The sequence below is a fragment of the Synechococcus sp. BMK-MC-1 genome (assembly GCF_014279955.1).
Taxonomy (GTDB): domain Bacteria; phylum Cyanobacteriota; class Cyanobacteriia; order PCC-6307; family Cyanobiaceae; genus Synechococcus_C.
The window spans coordinates 706,375-731,246 of record NZ_CP047939.1 but is presented as its reverse complement, the minus strand read 5'-3'; the positions used below and the strand labels follow the sequence as shown (position 1 = coordinate 731,246).

The 24,872-nt window shown below is 58.5% G+C and carries 28 protein-coding genes; 10 read left to right on the top strand and 18 right to left on the bottom strand.

Annotation, left to right across the window (positions count from 1 at the left end; all coding sequences use genetic code 11):
* Positions 1 to 73 precede the first annotated feature (73 nt).
* Together SynBMKMC1_RS03890 and SynBMKMC1_RS03885 are read left to right on the top strand one after the other, a co-directional pair.
* Positions 74 to 568, top strand: coding sequence for a hypothetical protein (locus SynBMKMC1_RS03890; RefSeq protein ID WP_186472771.1), 495 nt, complete (start codon positions 74 to 76; stop codon positions 566 to 568).
* A 42-nt stretch (positions 569 to 610) separates the two neighbouring features.
* Positions 611 to 838 (top strand): DUF3136 domain-containing protein, encoded by a 228-nt coding sequence (locus SynBMKMC1_RS03885; RefSeq protein ID WP_186472770.1) that lies wholly within the window; start codon positions 611 to 613, stop codon positions 836 to 838.
* 9 nt (positions 839 to 847) lie between these two features.
* Here SynBMKMC1_RS03885 and cbbX read toward each other — a convergent pair whose 3' ends face one another.
* From cbbX to SynBMKMC1_RS03820, 13 genes are all read right to left on the bottom strand, one after another.
* Positions 848 to 1,771 carry a CbbX protein gene (gene cbbX / locus SynBMKMC1_RS03880; RefSeq protein ID WP_186473312.1) on the bottom strand — a complete coding sequence of 308 codons (924 nt, stop codon included), beginning with the start codon at positions 1,769 to 1,771 and terminating at the stop codon, positions 848 to 850.
* Entirely contained in the window at positions 1,755 to 2,006 is a 252-nt protein-coding gene (locus tag SynBMKMC1_RS03875; RefSeq protein ID WP_186472769.1) for a 4a-hydroxytetrahydrobiopterin dehydratase, read from the bottom strand. The genes cbbX and SynBMKMC1_RS03875 overlap by 17 nt, the downstream gene beginning before the upstream one ends.
* A 27-nt stretch (positions 2,007 to 2,033) precedes the next feature.
* On the bottom strand, positions 2,034 to 3,179 hold the full coding sequence (locus tag SynBMKMC1_RS03870; RefSeq protein WP_186472768.1) for a CO2 hydration protein: 1,146 nt from the start codon (positions 3,177 to 3,179) through the stop codon (positions 2,034 to 2,036).
* A complete protein-coding gene (locus tag SynBMKMC1_RS03865; protein ID WP_186472767.1) occupies positions 3,176 to 4,675 on the bottom strand; it encodes an NADH-quinone oxidoreductase subunit M in 1,500 nt (499 codons plus the stop codon). Before SynBMKMC1_RS03865 ends, SynBMKMC1_RS03870 begins: the two co-directional genes overlap by 4 nt.
* A 7-nt stretch (positions 4,676 to 4,682) precedes the next feature.
* On the bottom strand, positions 4,683 to 6,527 hold the full coding sequence (locus SynBMKMC1_RS03860) for an NAD(P)H-quinone oxidoreductase subunit F (protein WP_186473311.1): 1,845 nt from the start codon (positions 6,525 to 6,527) through the stop codon (positions 4,683 to 4,685).
* Between the two features lie 81 nt (positions 6,528 to 6,608).
* The gene (locus SynBMKMC1_RS14785) at positions 6,609 to 7,226 is read right to left on the bottom strand and encodes a BMC domain-containing protein (protein WP_304623077.1); all 618 of its coding nucleotides are present in this window, start codon (positions 7,224 to 7,226) and stop codon (positions 6,609 to 6,611) included.
* A 52-nt stretch (positions 7,227 to 7,278) separates the two neighbouring features.
* Positions 7,279 to 7,530, bottom strand: coding sequence for a carboxysome peptide B (locus SynBMKMC1_RS03850; protein ID WP_011932592.1), 252 nt, complete (start codon positions 7,528 to 7,530; stop codon positions 7,279 to 7,281).
* On the bottom strand, positions 7,530 to 7,874 hold the full coding sequence (locus tag SynBMKMC1_RS03845) for a carboxysome peptide A (RefSeq protein ID WP_186472766.1): 345 nt from the start codon (positions 7,872 to 7,874) through the stop codon (positions 7,530 to 7,532). The genes SynBMKMC1_RS03850 and SynBMKMC1_RS03845 overlap by 1 nt, the downstream gene beginning before the upstream one ends.
* A gap of 2 nt (positions 7,875 to 7,876) precedes the next feature.
* On the bottom strand, positions 7,877 to 9,625 hold the full coding sequence (locus SynBMKMC1_RS03840) for a carboxysome shell carbonic anhydrase (RefSeq protein ID WP_186472765.1): 1,749 nt from the start codon (positions 9,623 to 9,625) through the stop codon (positions 7,877 to 7,879).
* 7 nt (positions 9,626 to 9,632) lie between these two features.
* Positions 9,633 to 11,972, bottom strand: coding sequence for a CsoS2 family carboxysome shell protein (locus SynBMKMC1_RS03835; RefSeq protein WP_186472764.1), 2,340 nt, complete (start codon positions 11,970 to 11,972; stop codon positions 9,633 to 9,635).
* Positions 11,973 to 12,073: 101 nt separating this feature from the next.
* Entirely contained in the window at positions 12,074 to 12,415 is a 342-nt protein-coding gene (locus SynBMKMC1_RS03830) for a ribulose bisphosphate carboxylase small subunit (protein ID WP_006043651.1), read from the bottom strand.
* 59 nt (positions 12,416 to 12,474) lie between these two features.
* A complete protein-coding gene (locus tag SynBMKMC1_RS03825; protein ID WP_011932588.1) occupies positions 12,475 to 13,890 on the bottom strand; it encodes a form I ribulose bisphosphate carboxylase large subunit in 1,416 nt (471 codons plus the stop codon).
* A 71-nt stretch (positions 13,891 to 13,961) separates the two neighbouring features.
* Positions 13,962 to 14,273, bottom strand: coding sequence for a BMC domain-containing protein (locus SynBMKMC1_RS03820; protein WP_006169870.1), 312 nt, complete (start codon positions 14,271 to 14,273; stop codon positions 13,962 to 13,964).
* Positions 14,274 to 14,562: 289 nt separating this feature from the next.
* Here SynBMKMC1_RS03820 and SynBMKMC1_RS03815 point away from each other — a divergent pair, with 289 nt between their 5' ends.
* Positions 14,563 to 15,141 (top strand): non-canonical purine NTP pyrophosphatase, encoded by a 579-nt coding sequence (locus tag SynBMKMC1_RS03815; RefSeq protein ID WP_011932587.1) that lies wholly within the window; start codon positions 14,563 to 14,565, stop codon positions 15,139 to 15,141.
* Between the two features lies 1 nt (position 15,142).
* Here SynBMKMC1_RS03815 and SynBMKMC1_RS03810 read toward each other — a convergent pair whose 3' ends face one another.
* Positions 15,143 to 15,928 (bottom strand): BMC domain-containing protein, encoded by a 786-nt coding sequence (locus SynBMKMC1_RS03810; RefSeq protein WP_186472763.1) that lies wholly within the window; start codon positions 15,926 to 15,928, stop codon positions 15,143 to 15,145.
* A 95-nt stretch (positions 15,929 to 16,023) separates the two neighbouring features.
* Between SynBMKMC1_RS03810 and SynBMKMC1_RS03805 the strand changes: the two genes are divergently transcribed.
* Positions 16,024 to 16,431 carry a hypothetical protein gene (locus SynBMKMC1_RS03805; RefSeq protein WP_011932585.1) on the top strand — a complete coding sequence of 136 codons (408 nt, stop codon included), beginning with the start codon at positions 16,024 to 16,026 and terminating at the stop codon, positions 16,429 to 16,431.
* Positions 16,432 to 16,487: 56 nt separating this feature from the next.
* Here the strand turns inward: SynBMKMC1_RS03805 and SynBMKMC1_RS03800 are convergent, their stop codons facing one another.
* On the bottom strand, positions 16,488 to 17,009 hold the full coding sequence (locus SynBMKMC1_RS03800; RefSeq protein WP_186472762.1) for a hypothetical protein: 522 nt from the start codon (positions 17,007 to 17,009) through the stop codon (positions 16,488 to 16,490).
* Between the two features lie 137 nt (positions 17,010 to 17,146).
* On the opposite strand from SynBMKMC1_RS03800, the gene SynBMKMC1_RS03795 reads away from it, so the two are divergent.
* The 3 genes from SynBMKMC1_RS03795 (at position 17,147) to bchL (ending at position 21,060) form a co-directional block, all read left to right on the top strand.
* The gene (locus SynBMKMC1_RS03795; protein ID WP_186472761.1) at positions 17,147 to 18,421 is read left to right on the top strand and encodes a ferredoxin:protochlorophyllide reductase (ATP-dependent) subunit N; all 1,275 of its coding nucleotides are present in this window, start codon (positions 17,147 to 17,149) and stop codon (positions 18,419 to 18,421) included.
* Between the two features lie 4 nt (positions 18,422 to 18,425).
* A complete protein-coding gene (locus SynBMKMC1_RS03790) occupies positions 18,426 to 20,018 on the top strand; it encodes a ferredoxin:protochlorophyllide reductase (ATP-dependent) subunit B (RefSeq protein WP_186472760.1) in 1,593 nt (530 codons plus the stop codon).
* 151 nt (positions 20,019 to 20,169) lie between these two features.
* Positions 20,170 to 21,060: a ferredoxin:protochlorophyllide reductase (ATP-dependent) iron-sulfur ATP-binding protein gene (gene bchL, locus SynBMKMC1_RS03785; protein ID WP_186472759.1), complete on the top strand. Its 891-nt coding sequence runs from the start codon at positions 20,170 to 20,172 to the stop codon at positions 21,058 to 21,060.
* Here the strand turns inward: bchL and SynBMKMC1_RS03780 are convergent, their stop codons facing one another.
* The 3 genes from SynBMKMC1_RS03780 to psaM form a co-directional block, all read right to left on the bottom strand.
* A complete protein-coding gene (locus SynBMKMC1_RS03780) occupies positions 21,061 to 22,011 on the bottom strand; it encodes a protochlorophyllide reductase (protein ID WP_186472758.1) in 951 nt (316 codons plus the stop codon).
* Between the two features lie 68 nt (positions 22,012 to 22,079).
* Positions 22,080 to 22,421: a hypothetical protein gene (locus tag SynBMKMC1_RS03775; protein WP_041428776.1), complete on the bottom strand. Its 342-nt coding sequence runs from the start codon at positions 22,419 to 22,421 to the stop codon at positions 22,080 to 22,082.
* A gap of 63 nt (positions 22,422 to 22,484) precedes the next feature.
* The gene (gene psaM, locus SynBMKMC1_RS03770; RefSeq protein WP_006043638.1) at positions 22,485 to 22,589 is read right to left on the bottom strand and encodes a photosystem I reaction center subunit XII; all 105 of its coding nucleotides are present in this window, start codon (positions 22,587 to 22,589) and stop codon (positions 22,485 to 22,487) included.
* Between the two features lie 78 nt (positions 22,590 to 22,667).
* Here psaM and SynBMKMC1_RS03765 point away from each other — a divergent pair, with 78 nt between their 5' ends.
* The 3 genes from SynBMKMC1_RS03765 (at position 22,668) to SynBMKMC1_RS03755 (ending at position 24,870) form a co-directional block, all read left to right on the top strand.
* A complete protein-coding gene (locus tag SynBMKMC1_RS03765; RefSeq protein ID WP_186472757.1) occupies positions 22,668 to 23,168 on the top strand; it encodes a CRR6 family NdhI maturation factor in 501 nt (166 codons plus the stop codon).
* Positions 23,169 to 23,317: 149 nt separating this feature from the next.
* On the top strand, positions 23,318 to 23,776 hold the full coding sequence (locus tag SynBMKMC1_RS03760; protein WP_255486289.1) for a hypothetical protein: 459 nt from the start codon (positions 23,318 to 23,320) through the stop codon (positions 23,774 to 23,776).
* Between the two features lie 104 nt (positions 23,777 to 23,880).
* Positions 23,881 to 24,870, top strand: coding sequence for a hypothetical protein (locus SynBMKMC1_RS03755; RefSeq protein ID WP_186472755.1), 990 nt, complete (start codon positions 23,881 to 23,883; stop codon positions 24,868 to 24,870).
* The last annotated feature ends 2 nt before the right edge of the window (positions 24,871 to 24,872 follow it).

The following is a 24,872-nucleotide window of genomic DNA, read 5'->3' as shown; positions in this document are numbered from 1 at the left end:
CATGAAGTGTCGGAGCGAACGGCCGACAGCTGTGGGCGTTCCTTAAGTCGATCGACATCGATCCAGACCGACTATGGACGCCTTACTGCATCCATCAGAACAAGCCGATCCACAAGCGCCTGAGCGTTTGATCCCTTGGCTGCAAGCGCGCGAGGAAGCGACCCGATCACTTGTGGATCACGGCTGGCAGCGTCTGTATTCAGCACTCACCCCCCACCGAGCCAGCGTCACCCTGCTCGATCCCAGTGAAAGCCTGCAAATCAGCCTGCAGATTCCTCTCGAGCAAGGGGAGGACGTTGGAGCTGACTGGGATCTCTGGATCGAAGCCTGCAACCGTCAACTGAGCATCCCACTGCGACTCTGGCTGGAGGAACAAGGCGTTGAGCGGATGACGTTATGCCGGTTGAGCGGTACGAGCGACCCGTCGATGGCGCAACCCCTCGACCTCAAGGCCATGCTGCAGGTGGCTCGCTGGTTGCAGGATCCGATTGCAACCATCGAAGCGATCGCCAAGGCGCACGGCAGCCAATTGGTGCTTCACCTCGCCGGCCTTGGGCCCAACAGCTGACCGACGGTTTCATAGGTTGAGGGTTGCACCCGAGCAACCCTCATGCCCCAGGCCAAGCTGACCATCGGCGAACTGGAAGCGGGTTACCCCTTGTACTGCAAGGCTTTACGAAGACTCCTGAAGGAAGGGCGCGAAGTGAAAGAGATCGAGAGGACGGTGTGTTGGGGACACCTTGAGACCCTCAACCGCTGCCTTCCAGGCCGCTACAAGGCGCCTTCGTACCTCATGGCATTAATCAGGCGTGATCTCGAGCAGGCCAGCACCACCTGACTGGGCTCCTCAAGACAACGTGGGCGACTCCGTGAGGGGAATGGAGGGATCCGCTCCCTCCACCACGCCCTGAAAAACACGGCTGGACAAAACATCGCCAGCTTCAATCGTGACAAGGTCCGTCCGTTGAACAGGGGTGTGCATCTGCGAGAAGAGGCGATTGGCTTGCCTCAGGCGTAGGCGATCCACTGCGTTGCGCATGGAACGGGCATTCGCGAAAAAAGGCAGCTGACGACGCCTGCTGATGTAAGCCCGAAAGGCATCGACGGCATCAGCACTGAATTCATAGTTCTGCTGATGAAGCAGCAAGGTAGTGATTTGCAGCAACTCAGACTCGGTGTAGTCCGGAAAATCAATATGGTGCGCTACACGGGACGACAAACCGGGATTGGATAAATAAAACTCATCCATTTTATCTTTATAGCCAGCAAAAATCACCACAAAATCATTGCGCTGGGACTCCATCTCCTGCAAGAGAATTTCAATCGCTTCACCCCCATAATCCCGCTCATTGCCAGGCTTGTAAAGGTAATAAGCCTCGTCAATAAAAAGAACACCTCCATGGGCTCTCTTGATCATCTCTTTTGTTTTAGGCGCTGTATGACCAACGTATTGCCCCACCAAATCATCACGCGTGACAGTCACGACATGCCCTTTCCTGAGATAACCCAAACGATGCAGGATCAATGACATGCGAAGAGCCACCGTTGTTTTGCCAGTGCCCGGCTGCCCAGTGAAGGACATGTGCAGACTGGGGGCAGTGCTCACAAGGTCGAGTTGACGTCGAGCCTGATCAACAAGCAAAAGTGCAGCGATCTCACGAATGCGGGTCTTAACCGGACGTAGACCAATCAACTCCTCGTCAAGACCCTGCAGCACATCGGCGACACCGGAAGACTCAAAAGAAGCTGCGAGATCAATCAATGAGCTCATCGATGCGTTGGGCGAATGCATGGTCATCAGCTGTCAATGCTGTATCAACATCGTCACTCGCAGGACGCAGAGTTACGTTCACATAGGTTTTGCCGAAACTGAGATCGGGGAAACGATCTTGAGCTTCACTCAAACGACCAAGCCGATCAAGAAAATCCCTTGTGTCGCCGTAGGTTGAAAACTCGAAGCGCTTCTCCAAACAAACCGGACGCTGACGCTCGCTCCACTGATCCATCCCAGTATCAAACCAACTGGGAGAAAGCTAAAGGAGAGCCCCTCGCTGGCATCCCATCAAACGACCGGCCCAGGCCTCTGCATAGGCCCTGTTCGCCTCCTGGTGACTGGGATCTTCACTATCCAGAGGATGGGGCATGGTGCCTGCTATGGCTGCGTTCGTGACGCAGAACATGGATTTCTGAAAACTCACACAGATCTGCACATGCACGTCAGCATCGGAGCGGCCGTGCGACTCGTACCAGGAACTCAGCTCGTCAGGAAGATTGCGGAACATGTCATGCATGCAAAGGCTTGGCGGAATGCCAGCACCCATGCTGGGAACGGGGTCGGCGTACAAGGCGCCGTATTTAAATTGACTTTGATCAGGGGAAATCTGACGCGCTTGTGCGTTGTAGGAAACCGTTCCAAGAAAAGGCATGCCACGAAAAAAAACAGCCTCCACGTAAGGGACTGCCACATCCACAAGGAACGTCAGCCCTGCCTTTGGAGGTAGAAGCCACACAGATTCTGTCCCTAGAGTCACTTCATAGGTGATTGGGTTTCCGGCTGCAGCAACAAGTCCATCGCGGATGTGATGCACAACATCGAGAACACAGGCCACTTCGCCGATTCGATAGCGACGGGCAAGATCAATAAACACATCACTCATGACCCGCCAGAACAGGCCAAGGGCATAAATCGTTGTCATTGAACGGATCGCTTCTGGCGCGAATCCTGGATAAAGAGCATTCACAAGTCGCAGCAGAGGATCGCGACGACTGCGCAAACGAATCACCTGTTGACAGGCATTCTCAAATTCATCCGTATCGAAATAGGCATCCATTCCACCGGTGCCGTGCCAAAACATTGCTTTTTGGCAATATTCAGCGTATTCAAAATTAATGCGGTCTCCAAGAAGATGCTCCCAAAGACGCTCAACAGAAAAACCTTCGTGGAAAAAACGCATCACAGGGAAAGGATTCAGAAGCTGAGTCTTTCCCTGGTGAATCAGATTGCGACTATAAGCATCAAGAACAAGGCCATAACTCTCCAGCACATTGACCACCTGCAGCAAGTGATCTGAGGTGTCAGCAAGAAGAGGACTGTCGGACAACAGACGGCGAACGAGCTCATCCTGCTCAGGAAGGCCCTGGGCCGCATTTTGGAGCAACGGCTGAACTGTGGTGGTCATGCGAGTCCTCCAGAAGGGACCAGCGCGGCAAGTTCGCTGAGCTGGGTGGTGGCTGCCTGGCTCAGTCCCACAAGGAGATGGGGGGCCAGACCAAGGATAAGAATCAGCACGGACATCGACAGACCAGGGATCTGCTGCCCGAGGGAAACCTTACTGAGAATCGGCGGATTGGGTGTGGCGCCAGAAGACGTGGCAAGCCGCCCAAAGAAGGCGCGATTCACGAGCAGAAGGAAGTAAACGGCAGTGAGACCAGAACCAATCATCGACAGCAGAGTCGCCAGAGGGAAAGGCTCGAAGCTTCCCTTGAAGATCAAAAACTCAGAGATGAAGCCTGCCATTCCAGGAATCCCCGCACTGGCCATCACGCCAATAATCATGAGTGTCCCTGTAAGGGGCAAGCCTCTCTGTGGGTTCAACAGCCCTCGAAGAACATTGAGATCGCGAGTTCCCGTTCGTTCATAAACAACCCCAACCGCCAGAAACAACACAGCAGAGATCAGGCCATGACTCACCATCTGGAAAAGAGCACCCATGATGGCCATGGGTGTTGCTGCAGCGGCCGCAAGCAACACATACCCCATGTGTCCAACAGAGCTATAAGCCACCATGCGTTTCATATCTGTTTGCGCAATCGCAGCGAGAGATCCGTACAACACCGAGATCGCTGCCCAGCCCGCGAGCCATGGAGCTGCATACGACCAAGCTTCGGGGAAGAGGCCCAGACAGAAACGCAGGAGGCCGTAGGTGCCCAACTTGAGGAGGACCCCTGCGAGCAACACAGAAACAGGGGTTGATGCCTCGGTGTGAGCGTCAGGCAGCCAGGTGTGAAAAGGAAACAGAGGGATCTTGATGCCAAACCCGATCAAGAGCGCACCCATCAGAACGAGCTGCGTCACGAGGCTCATCTGGCCAGCAAGGATGGGGCTGACGCCAAAATCTGCCGTCCCTGTGACCAAGGCGATGCCCAGGAAAGCGCCAAGAATCAAGACTCCTGAAACAGCTGTGATGATTAGAAACTTGATTGAGGCATAGGCTCGATTCGCACCTCCCCAGATAGCGATCAGGAGCCACAAAGGAATCAATTCCAGCTCGTAAAAGATAAAGAACAGCAGTAAATTTTGCGACAGGAACGCTCCATTAACAGCACCACTGATCACCAAAATCAAAGAAAAATAAAGCCTGGAACGATTCTCTACAGAACGCGATGCCAAAGCGGCAACCAAACAGAGAACCGCATTCATCAACACCAGGGGTAAAGACAGTCCATCCACACCAAGGCTGAAATCAAGACCGACCACTGGGAGCCAAGGCACACTGTCAACAAGCTGCTGACCAGTCTCTGATGCCTGGAAGGGAATCAATAACGCAAAGCTATAAACACACTGAACAGCAAGGGTGAGGAGCGCGAGAGACCGGCTCCTCCCGGACTCATCGGACGGGAGAACACTGATCACCAGCGCTCCGAGGAATGGAATTAAAAGAAGAATCGTCAGCATGGCAGCCTTAGTTCAAAATCCAACTCAAAGAAGACAAGAGAATCACGATCGCCGCAATCACGGTGAGTACATACGATTGCGTCTGACCACTGATGCTCAGCTTGAGACCTTCAGCTGACTGGAGGGATAGCCTAGCCAGGCCGTGAAGGACTCCATCAACAACATTGCGATCAAACCAGCCAGCCAAACGCGCGAAACTTGCCACGACATTCACGATCGTGACCCTGTAGAAGCGTTCTGTGTAAAAGTCGTTTTCGAACAAATCCTGGCACCAACGCAACAGGGGGTTGAGCGATCGAGACCATGCCTTGTTCAACGGAATCAAGGCACCAACCAGAAGACCGACCATTCCACTGATCACCACAAGCGCAGCAGCCCACCAGGGGAAAGCCAAAAGCCCGTCAAGAGATTCCAATCGTATGAGCAGAAGTGGGGTTAAGAGCACGATCACAGACAGCGCCACCATGGGCAGCGCCATCAACCAATTCACCTCAGCAGCTCGCCTGGTTTTTGCAAGCGACTGACCAAGAAACACCTGTCTGAACACCCGGGTGAGATTCAGAGCCGTGAGAACATTCGTTGCCAGGAAAACAGGCACGAAAATCACTCCCCGAGCGCCAATCAACTCCACTGCCTGAGCAAGGCAGAGAAAGCCGCCCAAAGGCAAAAGGCCAACGAGTCCAGCACCTCCAATCAGAAATGAGCCTGTTGTCGCTGGCATACGACTGGCCAATCCACCAAGTTCGGTGATGTCTTGACAATTGGTCGAAGCAATCACTCCCCCCACGCTCATCGAAAGGAGTGCTTTCGACACCGCATGGGCATAGAGAAGGAGCAATGCCAGGACAGGAACCTGAAGGGAAATGGCAATAAAAACCAGCCCTAGGTAGGCGGTTGTGGAATACGAGAGTGTTCGCTTGATATCCACCTGAGCAATCGACACCAGCGAACCGCCAATCGCGCTGATCACGCCAATGACCTGGAGAACAACCAAAGTGACAGGAGCATTCTGGAGAAGTGGCATCACTTTCAGCAGAACGATGGCTCCGCAGGTCACTACCACGGAATTACGAAGAATGGACGCTGGATTCGGACCCTCCATTGCCTCATCCAACCAAAGGTGCATGGGGAATTGCGCACACTTTCCAGTGGGGCCAGCAATCAGCCCCAGTCCTAGGAGAGTTGCTGAGAGGGGAAGGAGTGTCTTCTGAGCAGACCAGGTGTAAAGGTCCTCAAAGCTCGTCACACCCGACCATGCCGTAACCGCCACAACACTCATCAAAAGCAGCACATCTCCAACTCTTTTGGTTAGAAATGCATCACGTGCTGCAGTCACAACCAGCGGCTGAGCGTACCAAAAACCAACCAGCAAATAGGTCGACAGAGTCAACATTTCCAACAGGAAATAACTCTGAAAGAGGGAGTCACTAAGGACGACACCAGACATGGCTCCTTCGAAAAAGCCAAGAAGCGCAAAGAACCGAGCCAAAGCCCATTCTTTGTCCATGTATCCAAGTGAATAAATCTGGGACAAGAGGCTCAAGCCAGTAATCAGCTCGAGCGCGGAGACATTGGTGAGTGAAAGGCTAAAACTGATTTCGAGATCGAGATCAGCAACTGAGAGCCAGGGCACCTGGATCAAGGCAGGCCCAGTGAGCATCACGTCCCTGAGTACCAGGCTGCCGTGGACCACCGCAATCAGCGTCAACAGGATGTTGAGATACGCAGGGGGTTTGTGGGCATCCCGACGGAACCAGCCGAAAGCCCAGGGAAGTGACACGAGCATCCCGGCCAACCCGTAGAGGGGAATGAGCCAGGCGGTCTGAAGTGGCAGCGTCAGTGCTGAAGTCAAAGGCAACGAGATCGTATCGATCTACGTAAGGCGTGTTGGCCGGGGAATCTACCCTGAAATGTTGGCGAGTGGGCCCCCGGCTCAACCCCGTCGACGCACATGGGTGGGAATCAGAGCGGGTTCAACTTCCTGGTGAGGCCTGGCGATGATATGAGCAGCCACCAGACCATCTCCAACACGCTCACAGGCGTCAGCACCCGCACGAACGGAGGCATTCACTGCACCGGTTTCTCCACGCACCATCACGGTCACATAGCCGCCCCCGACGTACTCACGACTGATCAGGGTGACTTCAGCGGCCTTCGTCATCGCATCAGCCGCTTCGATCGCAGGAACCATGCCCCGCGTTTCAATCATCCCCAAAGCGATTCCCCGCACGGGCTGAGCCGCTGGAGCAGGAGACGCCGGGCCAGGCTTCGCCACGCTGCCTCTCCCGCCGGATCCAGCGGCTGCACGGTTGCTGGTCGTGGAGCGACGGGTCGTTGTCGAGGAACGACCAGCGGAAGAACGGGAGGCCGCTGACCCACTGGATGATGAACCAGACGATGCCGCTGGAATGGTGCTTGCAGCGGGAGCTGCTGAAGCGGGAGCGGCAGCAGCGGGGGCAGAGGCGGCCACCGGCTTCACATCAACAGTCTTGTTCGCAGCAGCACTGCTGCGAGTGGTGCGACGACGAGGGGAAGAAGAAGGGGTAGCCATGGAATTCGCGGTGTGGAAGCGGAACGGAAACGGAGGAGAGAGGGAAGACTCCCTATCCGTCCGGATTCCAGAAATCGATAATGCCGCCGATCGTGAGATCGGTGAGAACCTTGTTATCCGGGCAGGCATGCCGGGCTGCGGAGCCACTGGCGGTGAACACCCAGTTGCCCTCACGGGCACCCACAGGATCCACTGCCACCAATTTCTTGCCCTTGGAATTGCGCAAAACACGCAGGTGCATGTGGTCCAGTCCCGCCACGCGGAAACTGCACACCAGTGTTCCCATCACCTGCATGATTTCCATTAGGCGCTCTGACCTCCCGAGGAATTCCCTGGAGACGCTGATGGTGGTGCGGGCGTCGATGGCGTCGTCGGAGCTGACGGGGTTGCCGGAGACTTGGGAGGGTCTGGTTCCCAGTGGTCGATGATTCCCACAATCGTGAGATCGCTGGGATAAGACTTGCTGCCTGCAGCTTCACGGGCAGCCGAACTGCTCACGCAGATCACCCAGTCGCCTGGTTTGGCACCGACCGCATCCACCGCAACTTTCTTTGTACTGCCGTCTTGCACGACCTGAAGGTGCTTGTGCTCGAAATCCGGAATCCGATTGGTGGACACGAGCGGCTTGATGACCTTGACGATCAACATGATCAGTGAGCCTCCTGTTGAACTGGATCAAGGGTTGAACCAACCACAACAGCGGAATGGGGCTGATCGCGGTCGCGAACGGTCAGCAGGGTATGCAGCAAACCCTGGCTCACCAAAGGGGCATAGCGATCGTGGATCGCCGATTGGATGCGATGGCAGTCAGCAATCGCCCGGTCGCGGGCACCGGGAACTTTTCCTGAATAATCGAAACGCACCACAACAGGGATAGGGAGGTCGCGGGATACATTCAAACCCTTGAAAATTTTCACTCCCACATCCAGATCTGGGGCTCCCTGTTCAACCGTGTCCAGGTGCGCAAAGTAAGTGAGATTACGAAGATGAACTTCCTTGAAACCAATCCCAACACCGATGAATCGCTCGGCATGCCCCGCATCGGGATAAGGTCCTCGATGCTGAGAGCGGACATAGTCCTGCTGGGAGAAGTTGTTCATCAGCAAACGGGAGATAAAGCGCACCATGCCAGCCGCGGGAGCTGAAGCCACGTGGGTCTTCACGGAAGCCTCAACGGCTTCATGGGCCTGCTGCGGTGTCATGGACACCGTGCTGTCGTAAAGGGCTTTGGCACACAGCCATTGATCAAGTCGAATCTCGCCTGACTGATCGGGAACATGCACACGGATCGCATCCGTATCGGTATCAAGACCGATCAGGAGCAGATCAACGGATGCGCCGCAACAGAAGCTGTTTTCCACGGCCTCTTTGAAATCAAGCAAGCGACGAAGTCCGGAAGATGCAGCCAGGGAATCATCGCTTCCGTGGGCTGCACAGCCTTGGTGCAAAGGATCAACGGAACTGAAGTGGTAAGCCACCACTTTCAGATAACGCGTGTCGGCATGCGCTTCATTGGGAACCTGCTCACGAAAGCGGCGATGCTCAGTCTTGACCCACCGATTCACGGTGTTTTCAACATCGAACATCGCACCGGCATGGGAACGCCGGCGCACTGCACTGAAGGGAATGCGCAGTGCATAGGCAATGGTGTGAGCCAATCGTCCGTCTGCGCAGGGAGAAACATCCAATAAATGGAATCCGCACTCGAGCAGAAAAGCCTCAAATGCTTCTGAATTGGCACTCCCAGCGGCGCCGTGAAGAGGATCCTCCTGAAAGAAGTGATCACTGAACTGCTGGTGGGATTGAAAAACGCACCAAGCAAACAGTGCTCTCATGTCCAAGGGACGAACCCAGGACTGTTCAAGGATGTGATCAGGCAGATCAAAGCCGAGTTCCGCCCGCGCCAGTCGTTGCGCCTGCGTGATGAAATCAGGTTCATGCTGCAGAACCGAGACCTGTTTGAGCACAGGAACGATTCGATCAAACCTCCCTTTCACCTCATGTTCGTAAGACTGAAGCTGATCGTTGAGCTGTTGATCCGTTAGGGGGTGAACCTCAACAGTCCAAGGAAGGGAGGAGCGGCTGAGATTGACAGGTGTTGACGTGGACTGAGACGACTTTTTCACCCAAGAGGGCTGTTGACTCGAGCGTGCTGGGCGATCTTGCTGATTACGAACCCGTCCAGCAGTGACGGATCCTGAATTCACAACAGCGGCCTTACCGGCAGTGGTAAGGGCTTGACGGCGCTGCAGAGCCGAGGAACGCGTCGCCGAGCGGGTTAAGGGAATCGAGGCCCCGGTGGATGTCGACGCCGAACCTTCTTGGGAAGCCAGCTGACGCCGAGTCGGAGCCGTGGGCGCCTGAGGTCGCCCGCCGCGAAATGGCATGGAGCGAACCATCAGCGGATCAGCCCCTTGCGCCGCCGGAGACGGTGATCAGGGAACCCTTTTCCGTGTTGCCACTGGAACCAGTCACACGGCTGACAGGCCATTCGTTCTCCTGATTGCGCTTGCGCTCGTAGGGAGCCATGGCGCTCATCGGGCCGGGACGGGTTGGGTTACGCCGACGCGCCGAGGCACCCTCAGTTCCGGTGACGTGCTCACCACGATCCCAGTCATCACCAGTGATCTTGGTGGAAGATCCCTCGCCGGTGACGCGGGAGGCGGGCTTTTCGTCCGGTTCGCTCACCACCGCCACGGTGGGTTGGAACTGACGACGCTGGAATTCGCGATTGTCGAAACGGAACTGCTCGGTGCCGGTGACCTTGCCACCGGCCATGTCAAAAGGGCCGGTAATGCGATTGCCCTGCTCATAGGACGTGCCGGTGACCGCACCACGGGAATCACGCTGCTGCTGAGCGGCGCGAGCGGGAGACATCACACTGAAGCGCGTCCAGGCTGCACCCTCAGGGGATTGACCGTGGCTTTCAGTTCCAGCGGGAGCGTCATTACCGCAAGCTGTGGCCAGCTGATCTGCGCCCACATAAGGGGTACCGGTAATGGCTTCGCAGGCTCCTTTTTCATCGCCTGTCATCACACCACCCACACCGGGCTGAATGCCGGTCATGGCGGCAGAAGGCGTGCCGGGGCGCACAGGCGTGCGTTCGCGAATGGCCTGCACAGCAGGAGTACCGCAGTGCTGACCAGCCTGCTCAAGACCTGCATAGGGAGTACCAGTGACGGCCTGACAGCTGCCGGGCTCATCGCCGGTGACCCGTTCAGAACGACCGGTGCGGGTGCCACTCACCACCTGATTGCGGTTGGTGATGCTGAAACCGACCTTGGCGGCTTCCGGCTCAGGCTTGCCGCCACAGAAGGCATTGACCTGTTCAGCACTGATGTATTGATCGCCGGTGACGCGATGGCAGGAGCCAAATTCATCACCAGTGACCTGGGCCGAACGACCCACCATGGTGCCTGTGACGCCGGTACCAGACAGGGTTCCAGACAGGCCCACCTTGGCGGCAGGCCGACCATCGGGCAAAGGATCTGAACCAAGATATTGATCACCGGTGAGGCTGCGGCCAGACCCGGCTTCATCGCCGGTGACGCTGGCGGAGCGACCCACCATCACACCACTCACAGGACGGCCCTGTTCGGTGAGGCTGTGGCCCACCTTGCGCGGGGACGTCGCACCGCCACCGCAATAGGCGGCGGACTGGTTGGCAGAGATGTACTCGGTGCCGGTCACGTTCTTGCAGGTGCCGGGCTCGTCGCCAGTGACTTTTTCCGAACGACCGACTTCGTTGCCGGTGACACGGTTGCCATGGCTGGTGGCGGTGATGCGAACCTTGGCGGGGGTGGTGGGCTCAGGTGCCTGCTGACAGAACGTCTGGAAGACTTCGGCGCCCAGATATTCGGTACCCGTGATCGAGCGGCAGGTGCTGGCCTCGTTACCGGTGGTCTTCACCGAACGGTTGGCCTGAGTGCCGGTGACGGTCTGGCCAGAACGCGTGGTGCTCTCACCGACCTTCCAGTGGGCATCAGCGGCAGCCGCTTGCTTGGCTCCGTGACGGTTGGGCCCAGTGGGCCGGGTCACCCCAGCGCTCTGCTTATTACGGGCGCCGGCTTTCGCCCGAAGCTCACGCACCTGTTGAGCCAACTCACGGCTGGTGAGATCGGGGTTGGCCTGACGGGCCACAGCAGCGGCACTGGTGGGTTGCTTACCAGCGGTTTTGCCGTGCTTCGACATCGCCTCGCGGCGTGCCAACACCAGCGCGCGGCTGGGGTTCTCGATGGCACGACGCTTGGGGGTTGCAGAGCGACGCTCGGTCCGGGCTGACAGCTTGGGTGCGGGGACGCTCAATGCAGTCTTCTCAGCAGCACGCTGACCACCGCAGCCACAACTCTTGGTGGGTTCGGCAGTTGGAGCGGCTTGCGCTGGTGGGGTCTGACGGGCAACGTCAGCGCGGTTGCGATCGCGGCTGGTGTCGGCGATCTTGCCGCGGCGGGACAGGGCCTCACGACGGGCGAGCACCAGATCCCGGCTGGGATGACGCTGGGGCTTCACCTGGGAATGGCGGGATGGAGATGCTGGGGTGAACGACACCGAGGGTTTCGCAGGAGCGGCAGCAGCTGGAGCCGTGGGCTCAACGGCGGCAGCAGCGTCCGTGCGGGTTGGACGGGCATCAGCGGCAGTGCGCACGCGATTCGGGCCATCGCCTGCAGCCACAGAGGACTTCTTGCCGGAGGTGGTCAGCGCCTTGCGGCGCTCAAGTGCGAGTTCGCGACTGGAAAGTCTTGCCATGTCCGCCCGTGGGTGTCGTCGTGAAGTGAAGGGGCACCTGCCCCTCCGAAAAAAGCTTGAGCCCTGATCAAGTCAGGGCTCGGAACCAAAGGGTCGAAGGATCAGCGTCCTTCGAAAACCACGAAGCAGGCACCCTGGCTCTGGGTGTAGGCGTCGTAACCGACGATGCGCACGTGGTGGTCGGGGTAAGCGCGGTGGCAAGCCTCGAGCTCACTCACAACAACGTTGAGGTCCTTCTCACCGAAGAAGGGGAGCTTCCAATAGGACCAATAGGTGGCCATGGAATTGCTGGGGTGGACGTGCTCGACGAGCGGGCTCCAACCCTGGGCAATGATGTACGCGATCTGGTCGTAGATCTCGTCCTGGGTCATCGGCGGAAGAAAGCCGAAGGTCTCCAGGGTGGCGACTGTTTGATAGTCACCCACGGTGCTCTGGAAAGGCATGGGGATCCTGGTAGTTAGAAAAATGTTGGGCCGGTTGCATCAACCGGCCAAAGAGACGATCAGTTCTGAACGTCGAGCTTGTCGACGGTGTCGAACTCGAACTTGATCTCCTTCCAGGTCTCGAGGGCGATAGCCAGCTCGGGGCTGTGCTTGCCGGCTTCCATAAGGATGTCGCGGCTCTCTTTCTCGAGATGACGGCCGGCGTTGCGGGCCTTGACGCAGGCCTCGAGGGCCACGCGGTTGGCCGCAGCACCTGCAGCGGAACCCCAGGGGTGACCGTGGGTACCACCACCGAACTGCAGAACGGAGTCGTCGCCGAAGATGGTGACCAGGGCGGGCATGTGCCACACGTGGATACCGCCGGAAGCAACGGCGAACACGCCAGGCATGGAACCCCAGTCCTGATCGAAGAAGTTGCCGCGGCTGCGGTCTTCGGGCACGAAGGATTCGCGCAGCTGGTCGATATAGCCGAGGGTGGTCTGACGATCACCTTCCAGCTTTCCGACCACGGTGCCGGTGTGGAGCTGGTCACCACCGGACAGACGCAGACACTTGGCGAGAACGCGGAAGTGGATGCCGTGCTTGGGGTGACGGTCGATCACCGCGTGCATGGCGCGGTGGATGTGCAGCAACATGCCGTTCTTGCGGCACCACTTCGACAGACCGGTGTTGGCCGTGAAGCCACCGGTGATGAAGTCGTGCATGATGATCGGCATGCCGAGTTCCTTAGCGAACTCAGCGCGCTCATACATCTCTTCGGGAGTGTTGGCGGTCACGTTGAGGTAGTGACCCTTGCGCTCACCGGTCTCCTGCTCGGACAGCTTGATGGCTTCCGCAACGAATTCGAAGCGGTTCTGCCAACGCTGGAAGGGCTGGGAGTTGATGTTCTCGTCGTCCTTGGTGAAGTCCAGACCGCCACGCAGGCACTCATAGACCACACGGCCGTAGTTCTTGCCGCTCAGGCCGAGCTTCGGCTTGATGGTGCAACCCAGCAGGGGACGGCCGTACTTGTTCATCCGGTCGCGCTCGACCTGGATGCCGTTCGGCGGGCCGTAGCAGCTCTTGATGAACGCCATCGGGAAGCGGATGTCTTCCAGACGGAGGTGACGCAGGGCCTTGAAACCGAACACGTTGCCGACCAGGGAGGTCAGAACGTTGGTGATGGAACCCTCTTCGAACAGGTCGAGGGGGTAGGCGATGAAGGCATAGAACGACTCCTTGTCACCAGGGACGTCTTCGATGCGGTAGCAGCGGCCTTTGTAGAAGTCGAGGTCGGTGAGGAGCTCGGACCACACAGTGGACCAGGTGCCGGTGGAGGATTCAGCAGCCACAGCAGCGGCAACTTCTTCCTTGGGCACACCTTCCTGGCCGGTGCACTTGAAGCAGGCCAGCAGGTCGGTGTCGAGGGGAACGTAATCAGGAGTCCAGTAAGTGTCTCTGTACTCCTTGACCCCAGCGTCGTACTTCTTGCTCATGAGAAAACTCCGTTAAGTCGGTGAAGGGGGTGTTGAACAGGCGAACCTCTGATTTAGAGGATCAACTGATCTCAGTCCTTCTGACCAAGGAAGTTGCCGTTGCCCAGTGCAGGCTCCACTTCGCGGTGGGGGCGAGCAATGATGTGAGCAGCAACGAGGCCGTCGCCCACACGCTCACAGGCATCGGCGCCAGCGCGCACTGCAGCGTTCACTGCACCGGTCTCGCCGCGCACGAGCACGGTGACGTAACCGCCACCGACGAACTCACGACCGATCAGGCGCACTTCGGCGGCCTTGGTCATGGCGTCAGCAGCTTCGATCGCGGGGACGAGGCCGCGGGTCTCGATCATGCCGAGAGCGATGCCCATGGTTTCGTTAGCCATTGCCTACCGAGAAAGGAGGAGGATGTTCGTCGCCGAGACTGCTCTGCCAGAGGCCTGGCCGTCAAGCGATTCAGAGACCTCTCGAGATCACTGTCCATAGTGAACTTCATAAGGCCAGCTAATGACCCTTGCCATCACTGATGCGAACCACTGCTGCTGCTCCGGTGAGCGCTCGAACACATTGGGTTGCCAGCGCCTCACAAAGTCTTTGTTTGCAAAGCGTCATGCCAAAACCGTTGCCGTGATGCGCCCTTGATCCCACACAATGGAACGCTCTTAGGACGGTGCCTTGCGCAGGCTGATCATCGCCAGTGGCAATCCACACAAGGTTGCCGAGATTGAAGCCATGCTCGGCCCGATCGATGTCGACGTCTGTCGCCAACCCTCAGATCTTGATGTTGAGGAAACAGGCAGCTCATACCTCGAAAACGCTCGGTTGAAAGCACGAGCCGCAGCGGAACGCACAGGCTGCTGGGCGCTTGCTGACGATTCCGGTCTGGAAATCGATGCTCTTGACGGTGCTCCGGGGCTCTACACGGCGAGGTTCGCAGCATCGGACCACGACAAGCTGGAACGCCTTCTCGCCGCCATGGCCGACAGTCCCTACCGGAGCGCCTGCTTCCGCAGCGCCATGGTGCTCTGCTCACCTGAAGGCAACTGTGACGAGGAAGCGGAGGGATTCTGTTGGGGTGAGCTGCTTCATGCCCCTGCCTATCCAGGTGGAGGGATTGAATCCCTGTTCTGGGTGCGGGAGGCAGGCTGCAGTTACGGCCAACTCAATGCGTCCCAGCTATCGAGACTGGGCAGCCGCGGGAAAGCAGCACGCAACCTGGCGGCAGGACTGCGACGACGCCTTCAACTGGACTGAATTAGCGCAATCTTGTTCGCTGATTCACTTGGTCGATGGCGCGCATCGCGGCGGCTGCAGCCTCTTCAACATCCCCTTCTCGACCCGCAAGGGTGAGCCGTCCGAAAGCACCAACCGCCTTCACATCAACCAGTGTGATGTTGGATGACTTCTCGGCTTCATTCGCAGCGATGAGCACGTAACCAGCCGGCTCGGTCTCGAGGATGAACATGCTCATCCCCGCCTCGATCATCGAACCCCGGCGGTTCTGGCGATTGATCAGCACCGCATGGTCAGGCGTGATGGCACGGATCACTTCAGTCCAGCTCACCTCAGCAGGACTGCGCTGGTCGATAGAACTGCCAATCGCCTCGAGCACCACATCTCCGGAGTGGAGCACCGTGCTCTGATCACGGTGGTAAAGAGCCATCGAGCCGAACGCCCGTTCCACCACCATCTGGCCCAGCCGCACATTGCTGGCCTTTAGGGCGATGTCAGTGACACGGTGAACGGCCATTCCAGGAGACACTTCCATCCACAAACAGGCATCCCCTGGAATGGGAAGAAATCCCTGACTCACTGACCCCATATAGGCAGCCAGTTGAGGCTGGAGAGAGTCGATGAACACGTGCGTGCGCAATTCGATCGACTGCACGTGGCTATTACGCCTGGTCAAGCGCGACGATTCAGAGTCGGTGGTGACAACACAGCTGGCTCCGCTCGCAGAGGGTTGGACCTCTGTACCGGTGACGAGGGCGCTGCCGCCAACGCGCCGCTCCCTGGCATCGAAGCTGGCGAAACGATTCATGGCGCGGATATTACCGGAAGCCGAGTGGGCTTCTTTGGATTGCGCTTGCGCTGTTCAGACAAGCCGATACCTTCAGCCCAACTGCATCAGGATTGATGACGTCTGCGCCGGAGCCCCGCCTGAACGAAGAACAGTCAGTCACTGAGCTGAATGCCGAACAGGCACTTGGACTCGTGAGCTACGGCCTGATGCAGCGTTTAGCCGGGGAGGGGCACGGCGAGTTGCCTTGGCTGCAATCCCAAAATCACGACAAAGGCCAAACCCTTCAGCACTTGCGGCAGCGGCTCGAACTCACAGCACTCGCTCTGGAAACAGGTGCTCCGCTGAGCACTGCGGAAGTGGGATTTCTGCTCGGTGCCCGGCCTGGGACCGAGCAGGTGGAGCGCGGTGGGCTGTGCGCCAAGCGTGTGAGCCGCAACGTGTGGCGGCTCACGAAAATCGATGATTCCAATGCCACATCGGGCGGAAGCTACGGCGACGATCGCTTCCGCCGTCGCCTCTGAACGACGCTGCGCGTTGAAGAGGGATCCTGATCGGCGCCCTGCTTCATGGATTCGTCTTACTTGGCGTCATCTTTCTGGGTGTCATCCTTCATGGAGTCATCCTTCATGGAGTCCTTGGCTTTGGTGTCTTCTTCCACAGCCACGCAAACGGTGGTCGCAGCCAGTTGTTCGCGAGCGGCCACCACGGGTGCGGCTTTGCCTTTCAACTGTTCGGCGGCTTCGGCAAGGGTGAGATCTTTGTTTTTACTGACGTCGTCGACCGCTTGGCGGAAGAGTTCCACTTGATCGCGGTATTCCTTCACTTCCGCCTTGGCAAGCTGATCCTCAGCTTTGTTGAGTGAAGACAGTGCGTTATTGAGCTTTTTGCCTGCTTTCTCAGCATCAGCAACGGTTGACTCCGGTGTGAGTGCATTGACGGCGATCACGGCTGCATCAACATCAGCCTGAGCGGCACAAACCGCCTCAACACCTTCGGCCACCTTCACTTCATCCGTCGCCGCTTTTTTTTCAGCGGATTGGCAGGCAGCGAGGGCAAGGCCGAGAGCCAGAACGGCAGGGAGAACACGCAGTGAAGCCATGAAATCCTCTGATCGACGGTCGAAATGTAGTCAGATTTCCAGATGTGGACCGTGACGATCCCAAAGAGTTTCAGGGAGTTGGCTCCTTTTGAGTTTCCAGCGTCATGGTGAGACCAGGACCTGTGGACGCAGACGTCATGAGCGCCAATCTTCTCAAGGAGTCTGGGCCTCGGGAGGTGTTCTGCGGCCTGACATCGATCGTGTGGCTGCACCGCCGCATGCCCGATGCCTTTTTTCTGGTTGTGGGATCACGCACCTGCGCCCACCTGATCCAGAGCGCCGCCGGAGTGATGATCTTTGCCGAACCTCGCTTCGGCACTGCCATTCTCAGTGAGCGTGATCTCGCCGGACTGGCTGACGCCCACGACGAACTCGACCGCGTTGCCCGGGAACTTCTGATGCGGCGCCCAGAAATCCGCACGCTTTTTCTGGTGGGGTCCTGTCCCAGCGAGGTCATCAAGCTGGATCTGGCCCGAGCCGCCGAACGCCTCAATGAAGAGCTTCAGGGGCGCGTTCGGGTTGTGAATTATTCCGGGAGTGGTATCGAAACCACCTTCACCCAGGGGGAAGACGGGGCGCTGGCAGCCCTCGTGCCTCTGCTGCCGGCCAGCGAGTCCCGTCAGCTTCTCCTGGTGGGCACATTGGCTGATGCCGTGGAGGATCGCCTGATCCACCTCTTCTCAAAACTCGGCATCGAGAGCGTGCGCAGTCTCCCGCCGCGCCAGTCTTCCGAGTTGCCACCGGTGGGTTCCGGTACCACGGTGCTGCTGACACAGCCTTTCCTCACCGAGACCGCACGGTTGCTGCGTGATCGGGGTGCCACGGTGCTCAAGGCACCGTTCCCCCTCGGCGCTGAGGGCAGCAGGCGCTGGATGGAAGCCGCCGCAGCCAACTTCCAGTGTCCGGAAGCCAGCGTTCGGGCCGTGCTCGATCCTCTCGAAGCCAGGGCCCGGATCGCCCTCGCCCCCCATCGAGAGGTTCTGGCAGGAAAGCGCATCTTCTTGCTGCCGGAATCCCAACTTGAACTTCCCCTAGCCCGCTTTTTGCACAGGGAATGCGGCATGGACTTGGTGGAAGTCGGGGTTCCTTATCTCAATCGAGAGCAGATGGCCGAAGAACTGGCCTTGCTTCCTGATGGAACAACCGTGGTGGAGGGGCAGCACGTGGAACGGCAGTTGGATCGGGTGCGCGCAGGCCACCCGGATCTGGTGGTGTGCGGGATGGGGCTCGCCAACCCTTTGGAAGCGGAGGGGATCACCACCAAATGGTCGATCGAACTGGTGTTCAGTCCGATCCATGGCATCGACCAGGCAGGCGACCTTGCCGAATTGTTCTCCCGGCCACTGCACAGGCGCCAGTTGATTCATTCAGCCCTGCATCCACAAGCTTCCGACCACCCCGTCCACGCCTGAATCGATGGAATTAACCCTCTGGACTTATGAAGGCCCACCCCATGTGGGAGCCATGCGCATTGCCGCCTCGATGCACGGGGTTCACTATGTGCTCCATGCACCGCAGGGCGACACCTATGCCGATCTCCTCTTCACGATGATCGAACGCCGCGGGCAGCGACCACCGGTGACCTACACCACCTTTCAGGCCAGGGATCTGGGAGGCGACACGGCGGAACTGGTCAAGCGGCACGTGCAAGAAGCGGCGGATCGCTTTCAACCCGATGCGTTGCTTGTGGGAGAAAGCTGCACAGCTGAATTGATCCAAGACCAGCCTGGTGCGTTGGCACAGGGAATGGGCTTACCCATGCCTGTGGTCACCCTGGAGCTGCCCGCCTACAGCAAGAAAGAAAACTGGGGAGCCTCTGAGACCTTTTACCAACTGATGCGCGGCCTGCTCAAACAGTCTGTGCCGCCCCAACCGACGCACGACGTGCAGGCCTGGAAGCATGAGGGGCGTCGCCCGCGGGTGAATCTGCTGGGACCATCCCTGCTTGGTTTCCGCTGTCGAGACGATGTGCTTGAAGTGCAGCGACTGCTGTCGCTGCATGGCATCGACGTCGGCGTTGTCGCTCCTCTGGGTGCGGGAGTGGAGGACATCCTTCGGCTCCCCCAGGCCGACCTGAATGTGTGTCTTTATCCGGAAGTGGCTGAATCCAGCTGCAGCTGGCTGCACCGCAATTTCGGCATTCCGTTCAGCAAAACGGTGCCGATCGGGATGGGGGCAACCCACGACTTTCTCGTTGAGGTGCATGCCTTGCTGGGGATGGCTCCCCCGGAAGCTGCCGAGGGATACCAGCGATCCCGGATGCCCTGGTACTCCGAGTCGGTGGACTCCACGTACCTCACGGGCAAGCGGGTGTTCATCTTCGGGGACGGCACCCACGCCATTGCCGCAGCGAGGATCTGCAGCGAAGAACTGGGATTCACCGTGGTGGGACTGGGGTCTTACAGCAGGGAAATGGCCAGACCTGTGCGCGCAGCCGCCAAAAAGCTGGGTCTCGAGGCCCTGATCTGTGACGACTATCTCGCGGTCGAGGCCGCCATGGCCGAGGCGGCTCCTGAACTGGTCCTGGGCACCCAGATGGAGCGGCACAGCGCCAAACGACTTGGCATTCCCTGCGCTGTGATCAGCACGCCGATGCATGTTCAGGATGTTCCGGCCCGCCTCAGCCCTCAGATGGGGTGGGAAGGCGCCAATGTGATTTTCGATGCCTGGGTGCACCCCTTGATGATGGGTCTGGAAGAGCACCTCATCGGCATGTTCCGCCACGACTTCGAGTTTGTGGATGGACACCAGAGTCATCTGGGTCATGCAGGCGGTGCGGGCGCCGACAACAACCACGGCACTGAGAGCGTGCGCGCATCTGGCTGCCAGGATGAAGCCCCATCAGGGCAATTGGTTTGGACCGCTGATGGCGAAGCAGAACTGAAGAAAATCCCATTCTTTGTGCGTGGAAAAGTTCGGCGCAATGCTGAGTCGTATGCCAGGACGGTGGGATGCAAGGAAATCAGCAGCGAAACGCTCTATGACGCCAAAGCCCACTTCAAGGCATGAGCATTTTCACTCAATTATTTAAGCCAATCAACCAATAATCAACAGCCAAGCTAAAGCTTCTGAAAGCAGATCTTTCATTTCCCGGTGAATCACAGACAGAACACATCCACTGCTGTTGAATGACAATGATCCATTGTGCGAAGGTCGCTGCATGACCACGACCCTGAAGCGTCCTGTTGACGGCGACGGCAGTGTGCAGGTCCATCAGGACCCCTCCGTCAACATCGAAGAGGAAACCCTGGTGATTGCCGTTTACGGCAAGGGAGGCATCGGCAAATCAACCACCTCGTCCAACCTTTCGGCCGCGTTCTCCAAGCTGGGCAAACGGGTGCTGCAGATCGGCTGCGACCCCAAGCACGACAGCACCTTCACCCTCACCCACAAAATGGTGCCGACGGTGATCGACATCCTTGAGGAAGTCGACTTCCACAGCGAGGAGTTGCGTCCGGAGGACTTCGTTTTCTCCGGCTTCAACGGTGTGCAGTGCGTTGAAAGTGGTGGTCCTCCGGCTGGGACGGGCTGTGGTGGTTATGTCACCGGCCAGACGGTGAAATTGCTGAAGGAGCACCACCTGCTGGAAGACACCGACGTGGTGATCTTTGATGTGTTGGGTGATGTGGTGTGTGGTGGTTTCGCCGCCCCGCTGCAGCACGCCAACTACTGCCTGATCGTGACGGCCAACGATTTCGATTCGATCTTCGCGATGAATCGGATCGTTCAGGCGATTCAGGCCAAAGCCAAGAACTACAAAGTGCGGCTTGGCGGCGTCGTGGCCAACCGCTCGGCGGACACCGATCAGATCGACAAGTTCAACGAACGCACGGGCCTGCGCACCATGGCCCACTTCAAGGATGTGGATGCGATTCGTCGATCCCGGCTGAAGAAGTGCACGATTTTCGAGATGGATGATGACGACGAAGCGGTGCAAGCTGTCCGTGAGGAATACCTGCGCCTCGCTCAGAACATGCTCGACAACGTGGAGCCCCTCGAAGCCACATCCTTGAAGGATCGGGAGATCTTCGACCTCCTCGGCTTCGACTGATCAGAGTCCCACCAACCGCATCGACAGGTCCCAGACCCGCCGAGCGGTGTCTGGGTCGGTGGCCTTGTCAGAAAGCTCCTGGCTGAACTGCTGTCCATCCTTCTTCTGGCGGTTGCCCCAGCTCCAATGCACGCCGGATTCGGCGAAGTCGGGATTGGCGACCACATCCGCCACGCGTTCTCCGGCTAAGGCCTGGGAGACGTAACCGCCGGTGATGTTTTTCTGGAACCAGGGAAAAATCGTCTGAAAGGCCTTGGGGGTGTTGCGGAACAGAGGGGAGTCCGCCACGCAGCCTGGGTAAAGCGAGGTGAAGGTGATCCCCGTCTCCCCGTGCAAGCGACGATGCAGCTCCTGGGTGGTGATCATGTTGCAGAGCTTGCTGTCTTTGTAGGCCTTGCCGGGCTTGAACGGCTTGCCGCTGGCCATGGCAATCGGGTCTTTGAAGCCAGCCTCAAACCCGGACAAGTCCCCAAGATCCGCCGGTGCGGGGATGGGAATCTTGCCCCCCAGCTCCTTCGAGTTGGCTGTCACGGTGCCCAGGATCACCACCCGCCTAGAGGGATGGCTGGAGTTCTGCAGACGGCCCAACAGCAGCTGCACCAACAGGAAATGGCCGAAGTGATTGGTGGACATTGAGATCTCGTAGCCCTGAGGCGAACGCTCCGGCTGCTTCAGCTTCGGTTTGTACACAGCGGCGTTGCACACCACGGCATCCAATCGATCCGGCAAGGCATCCACCGCTCGGCGCACACTGTCGAGATCGCCCAGATCCATCAACACGTGCTGAAGCCGCTCCTTGGGCAGGTCCATCGCATCAGCCGCCGCCGCGGCCCTCTGGGGGCTGCGGTTGGCAGTGATCACCGTCCAGCCCCGCTTCACCAGAGCACAAGTGGCATTCAGGCCCACACCTGACGTGGTGCCGGTGATCAGAACGGTGCCGGGCATGGACATCTCAAAACCCTTGGAAGAAAGCCAGTCTGCCCTTCAATGCTGCAACCCTCAGCGCTGGATCACGAAACTCAGCGCCAAATCACCCTCAGACGGTTCGGTGCAATCCATTGATCCTGCTCATCCATCAAACGCTCATCACCACCAAGGGTGAACAACGTGTCGAAACGCCGCTGCAATGACTGAAGTTTGGAGGTCTCGACGTCGACAACCGCAGCCATCTCACCATGGCGATCCAGTCGCTCCTGGTAAGCCACCGACAGACGAAACAAGCTGACCACACCCAGGAGGGTGAGGCCGAGCTTTACAGCCAACGCCAAGGAACTGCACACCAGTTCCCTGCGATCGTTTTGATGCTGGAGAAGCGCGGCGAGAGAGGCCGCATCCGTTGGCTTGGGAACTGCGTTTTGCATGTCCGCTTGTAACGCAGAGAACACACCCTGCCAAGGGGACAAGCGTGCAGCCTTCGGGTGCGCTCAAGCGCGGTAGAGGCTGACGCAAAGACGAACGGCAAGCACCCCTGCGTGGGCAGCGACCACGAGAGCAATGAAGATTTCGGCCTGGGTGATGGAGCTGACCATGTCGGACCTGGAAACCCTTGCATTCTTCCGCCTCGCCCCCGTCAAACGCCATCATTCGCAAAGGCCTGTCACACCTTTATGGAAGCCGGATGCCACCAGCCTTCGCTGACCGTTACCGCCGATGCGATCCAGCGGCTGGATCTAAAGGCCCTTGTCCAGTGGATGGATCAGCCCCTGTCCAAGCTATTGAACAACGGGGCTGTTCTCGAGCTCAACTACGAATGGCCCCGTCCGCCGGAAGATCCTCGGGAGCTCAGTGAATGTGCCGAACCCAGGCTTTGGGCGCTACGCGCTGATGCCCGCTATCCCTGGCTTCCCCTGCTGTTGGATCGTCCCAAGGGATGCCTCATCCAGCATGTGGCCATGCTGGTTCCCCATGATTTTCGCCCCAGCGAAGGAATCCGCTTCGACCCCCAGGCACTCGAGCTCTGGGTCACGCACCGGTTGATGGTGCTGGATCAACTGGGGGCAGAGGCCGGGGTTCCCGGACATCAACGCGGCAACCTCTCCCTAATGGCCGCAAGCCTGGGCTTCGAGCTGGACGCAGGCTTCTGGGAGCTGCTGGACCGGGCGCGATGACCCGTGGAACACCCCACACACACTGGTGTTGGCCGGTGCTGGCTGCAGTGCTTCTCCAGGGCTGCTGGAGGCGGACGCCACTGGAACAAGTCGTCCCATCCCCTGCATCAGCAGAGGCCTCCAGCCTCGAGCGTCGATCAAAACCAAAAGTGCGGAGCACGCAGCCACCAGGACAGCTCGGCCCCACCCAGGAACTCCTTGCCACGCTGAGCTCAGCCTCCCTGTCGCTGACGGCTCAGCGCACGCAGCGCCAACGTCCTGATGGAGAACGCCTCTGGACCCTGGAGCTCCACCAGAAGGAACGACTCTTGGCCCGCTGGGAAGCCGTGAGCGGATTTGCCTCCAGCCAATCCCTCGATCGCCGTTGGTCTCCAGGCAACGGCGCCCCTCTTCCCTCAGGCCTGTACTCCCTGGGTCTGCCTGAAGCCTGGGGAGATGACATCTGGTTCACCCTCACGCCCCGTTTCGAAACGACCCGCTCGGGCTTGGGCATCCATGGATGCAACCCCGGCAGTGGCTGCGTTTGTCTTCCCGATCGCGCCACACTCGTGGCCCTCGCCAACTGGGCCAAAGCAGTGCCGATTCAAACGCTGACTGTGTTGAATTGATTGCTGCATGAAACAGCAATCAGAACGCGAACACTCCAGGCGTGGCGCGCAACACACTGGCAGGGATGTTGGATGACTAAAAAAGTGAAGGCTGAAGCGGTTTGATGAACGTCAACATCTGGATGATCATCGGCTTTCTGTTGGCGGCTTATTCAGTGGTTGCCAACGACTCGTTGCAGACACTCGGCACCTACATCGCCTCGAACAAGAAACGCACCCCAAAAGCAGTGCAGATGCTGTTCATCTGCAGCGTCACGATCGTCGTGTTGATGCTCGGCTGGTTGATTAACGGCGGCGATCCGGCCTGGGGACGGCTGGAGAAATTCCCGATTCCTGAAACCTTCACCTGGGTCTATGCCCTCCCTCCACTGGCAGTGCTGGGCCTCACCGCCTGGGGTGCACCGGTGAGCACATCCTTCCTGGTGCTTTCCGCATTTGTTCCCAAGAACATCCCCAAACTTCTTGAAAGTTCGCTCTCCGGTTACTTCTTGGCGTTCTGCCTCGGTCTGGCGGCCTGGGGACTTGGTATGTGGCTGCTGGAGCGTTGGGTGTTCCGCCGGACCCAGGAAGGCAAGGATTTCAACAGGGTTTGGTACGGCCTGCAGTGGTTCTCCACCGGCTTCCTCTGGAGCATGTGGATGGTGCAGGATCTCGCCAACATTTTCGTCTTCCTTCCCCGCGAGCTTGGGTTATTCCCGATGCTGGTCTGCACCGCCATCCTCTGCATCGGGCTGTGTGTGCTCGTCGCTATCGGCGGCGGTCCGATTCAGGGTGTTCTGCGCAGCAAAACCAACACCGCCGACCTGCGTTCGGCCACGGTGATCGACTTCATGTTCGGACTTTGCCTGCTGTACAAGGCATTTCTGAGCACCTTCCCGTTGAGCACAACGTGGGTGTTCCTGGGTTTGCTGGGTGGTCGTGAAATTGCCCTGCGCATCAAAGAACAGGAATTCGAGTACGTCTTCACCAACCGATCCGGAGGCAGTCTCGGCAAAATCATCGGCAGTGATCTTTGGAAAGCATTCATCGGCGTGATTGTTAGCCTGGTGATCGCCCTTGGCCTGCAGCCTCTGATCGCCTGGACTGGCGGCTGAGT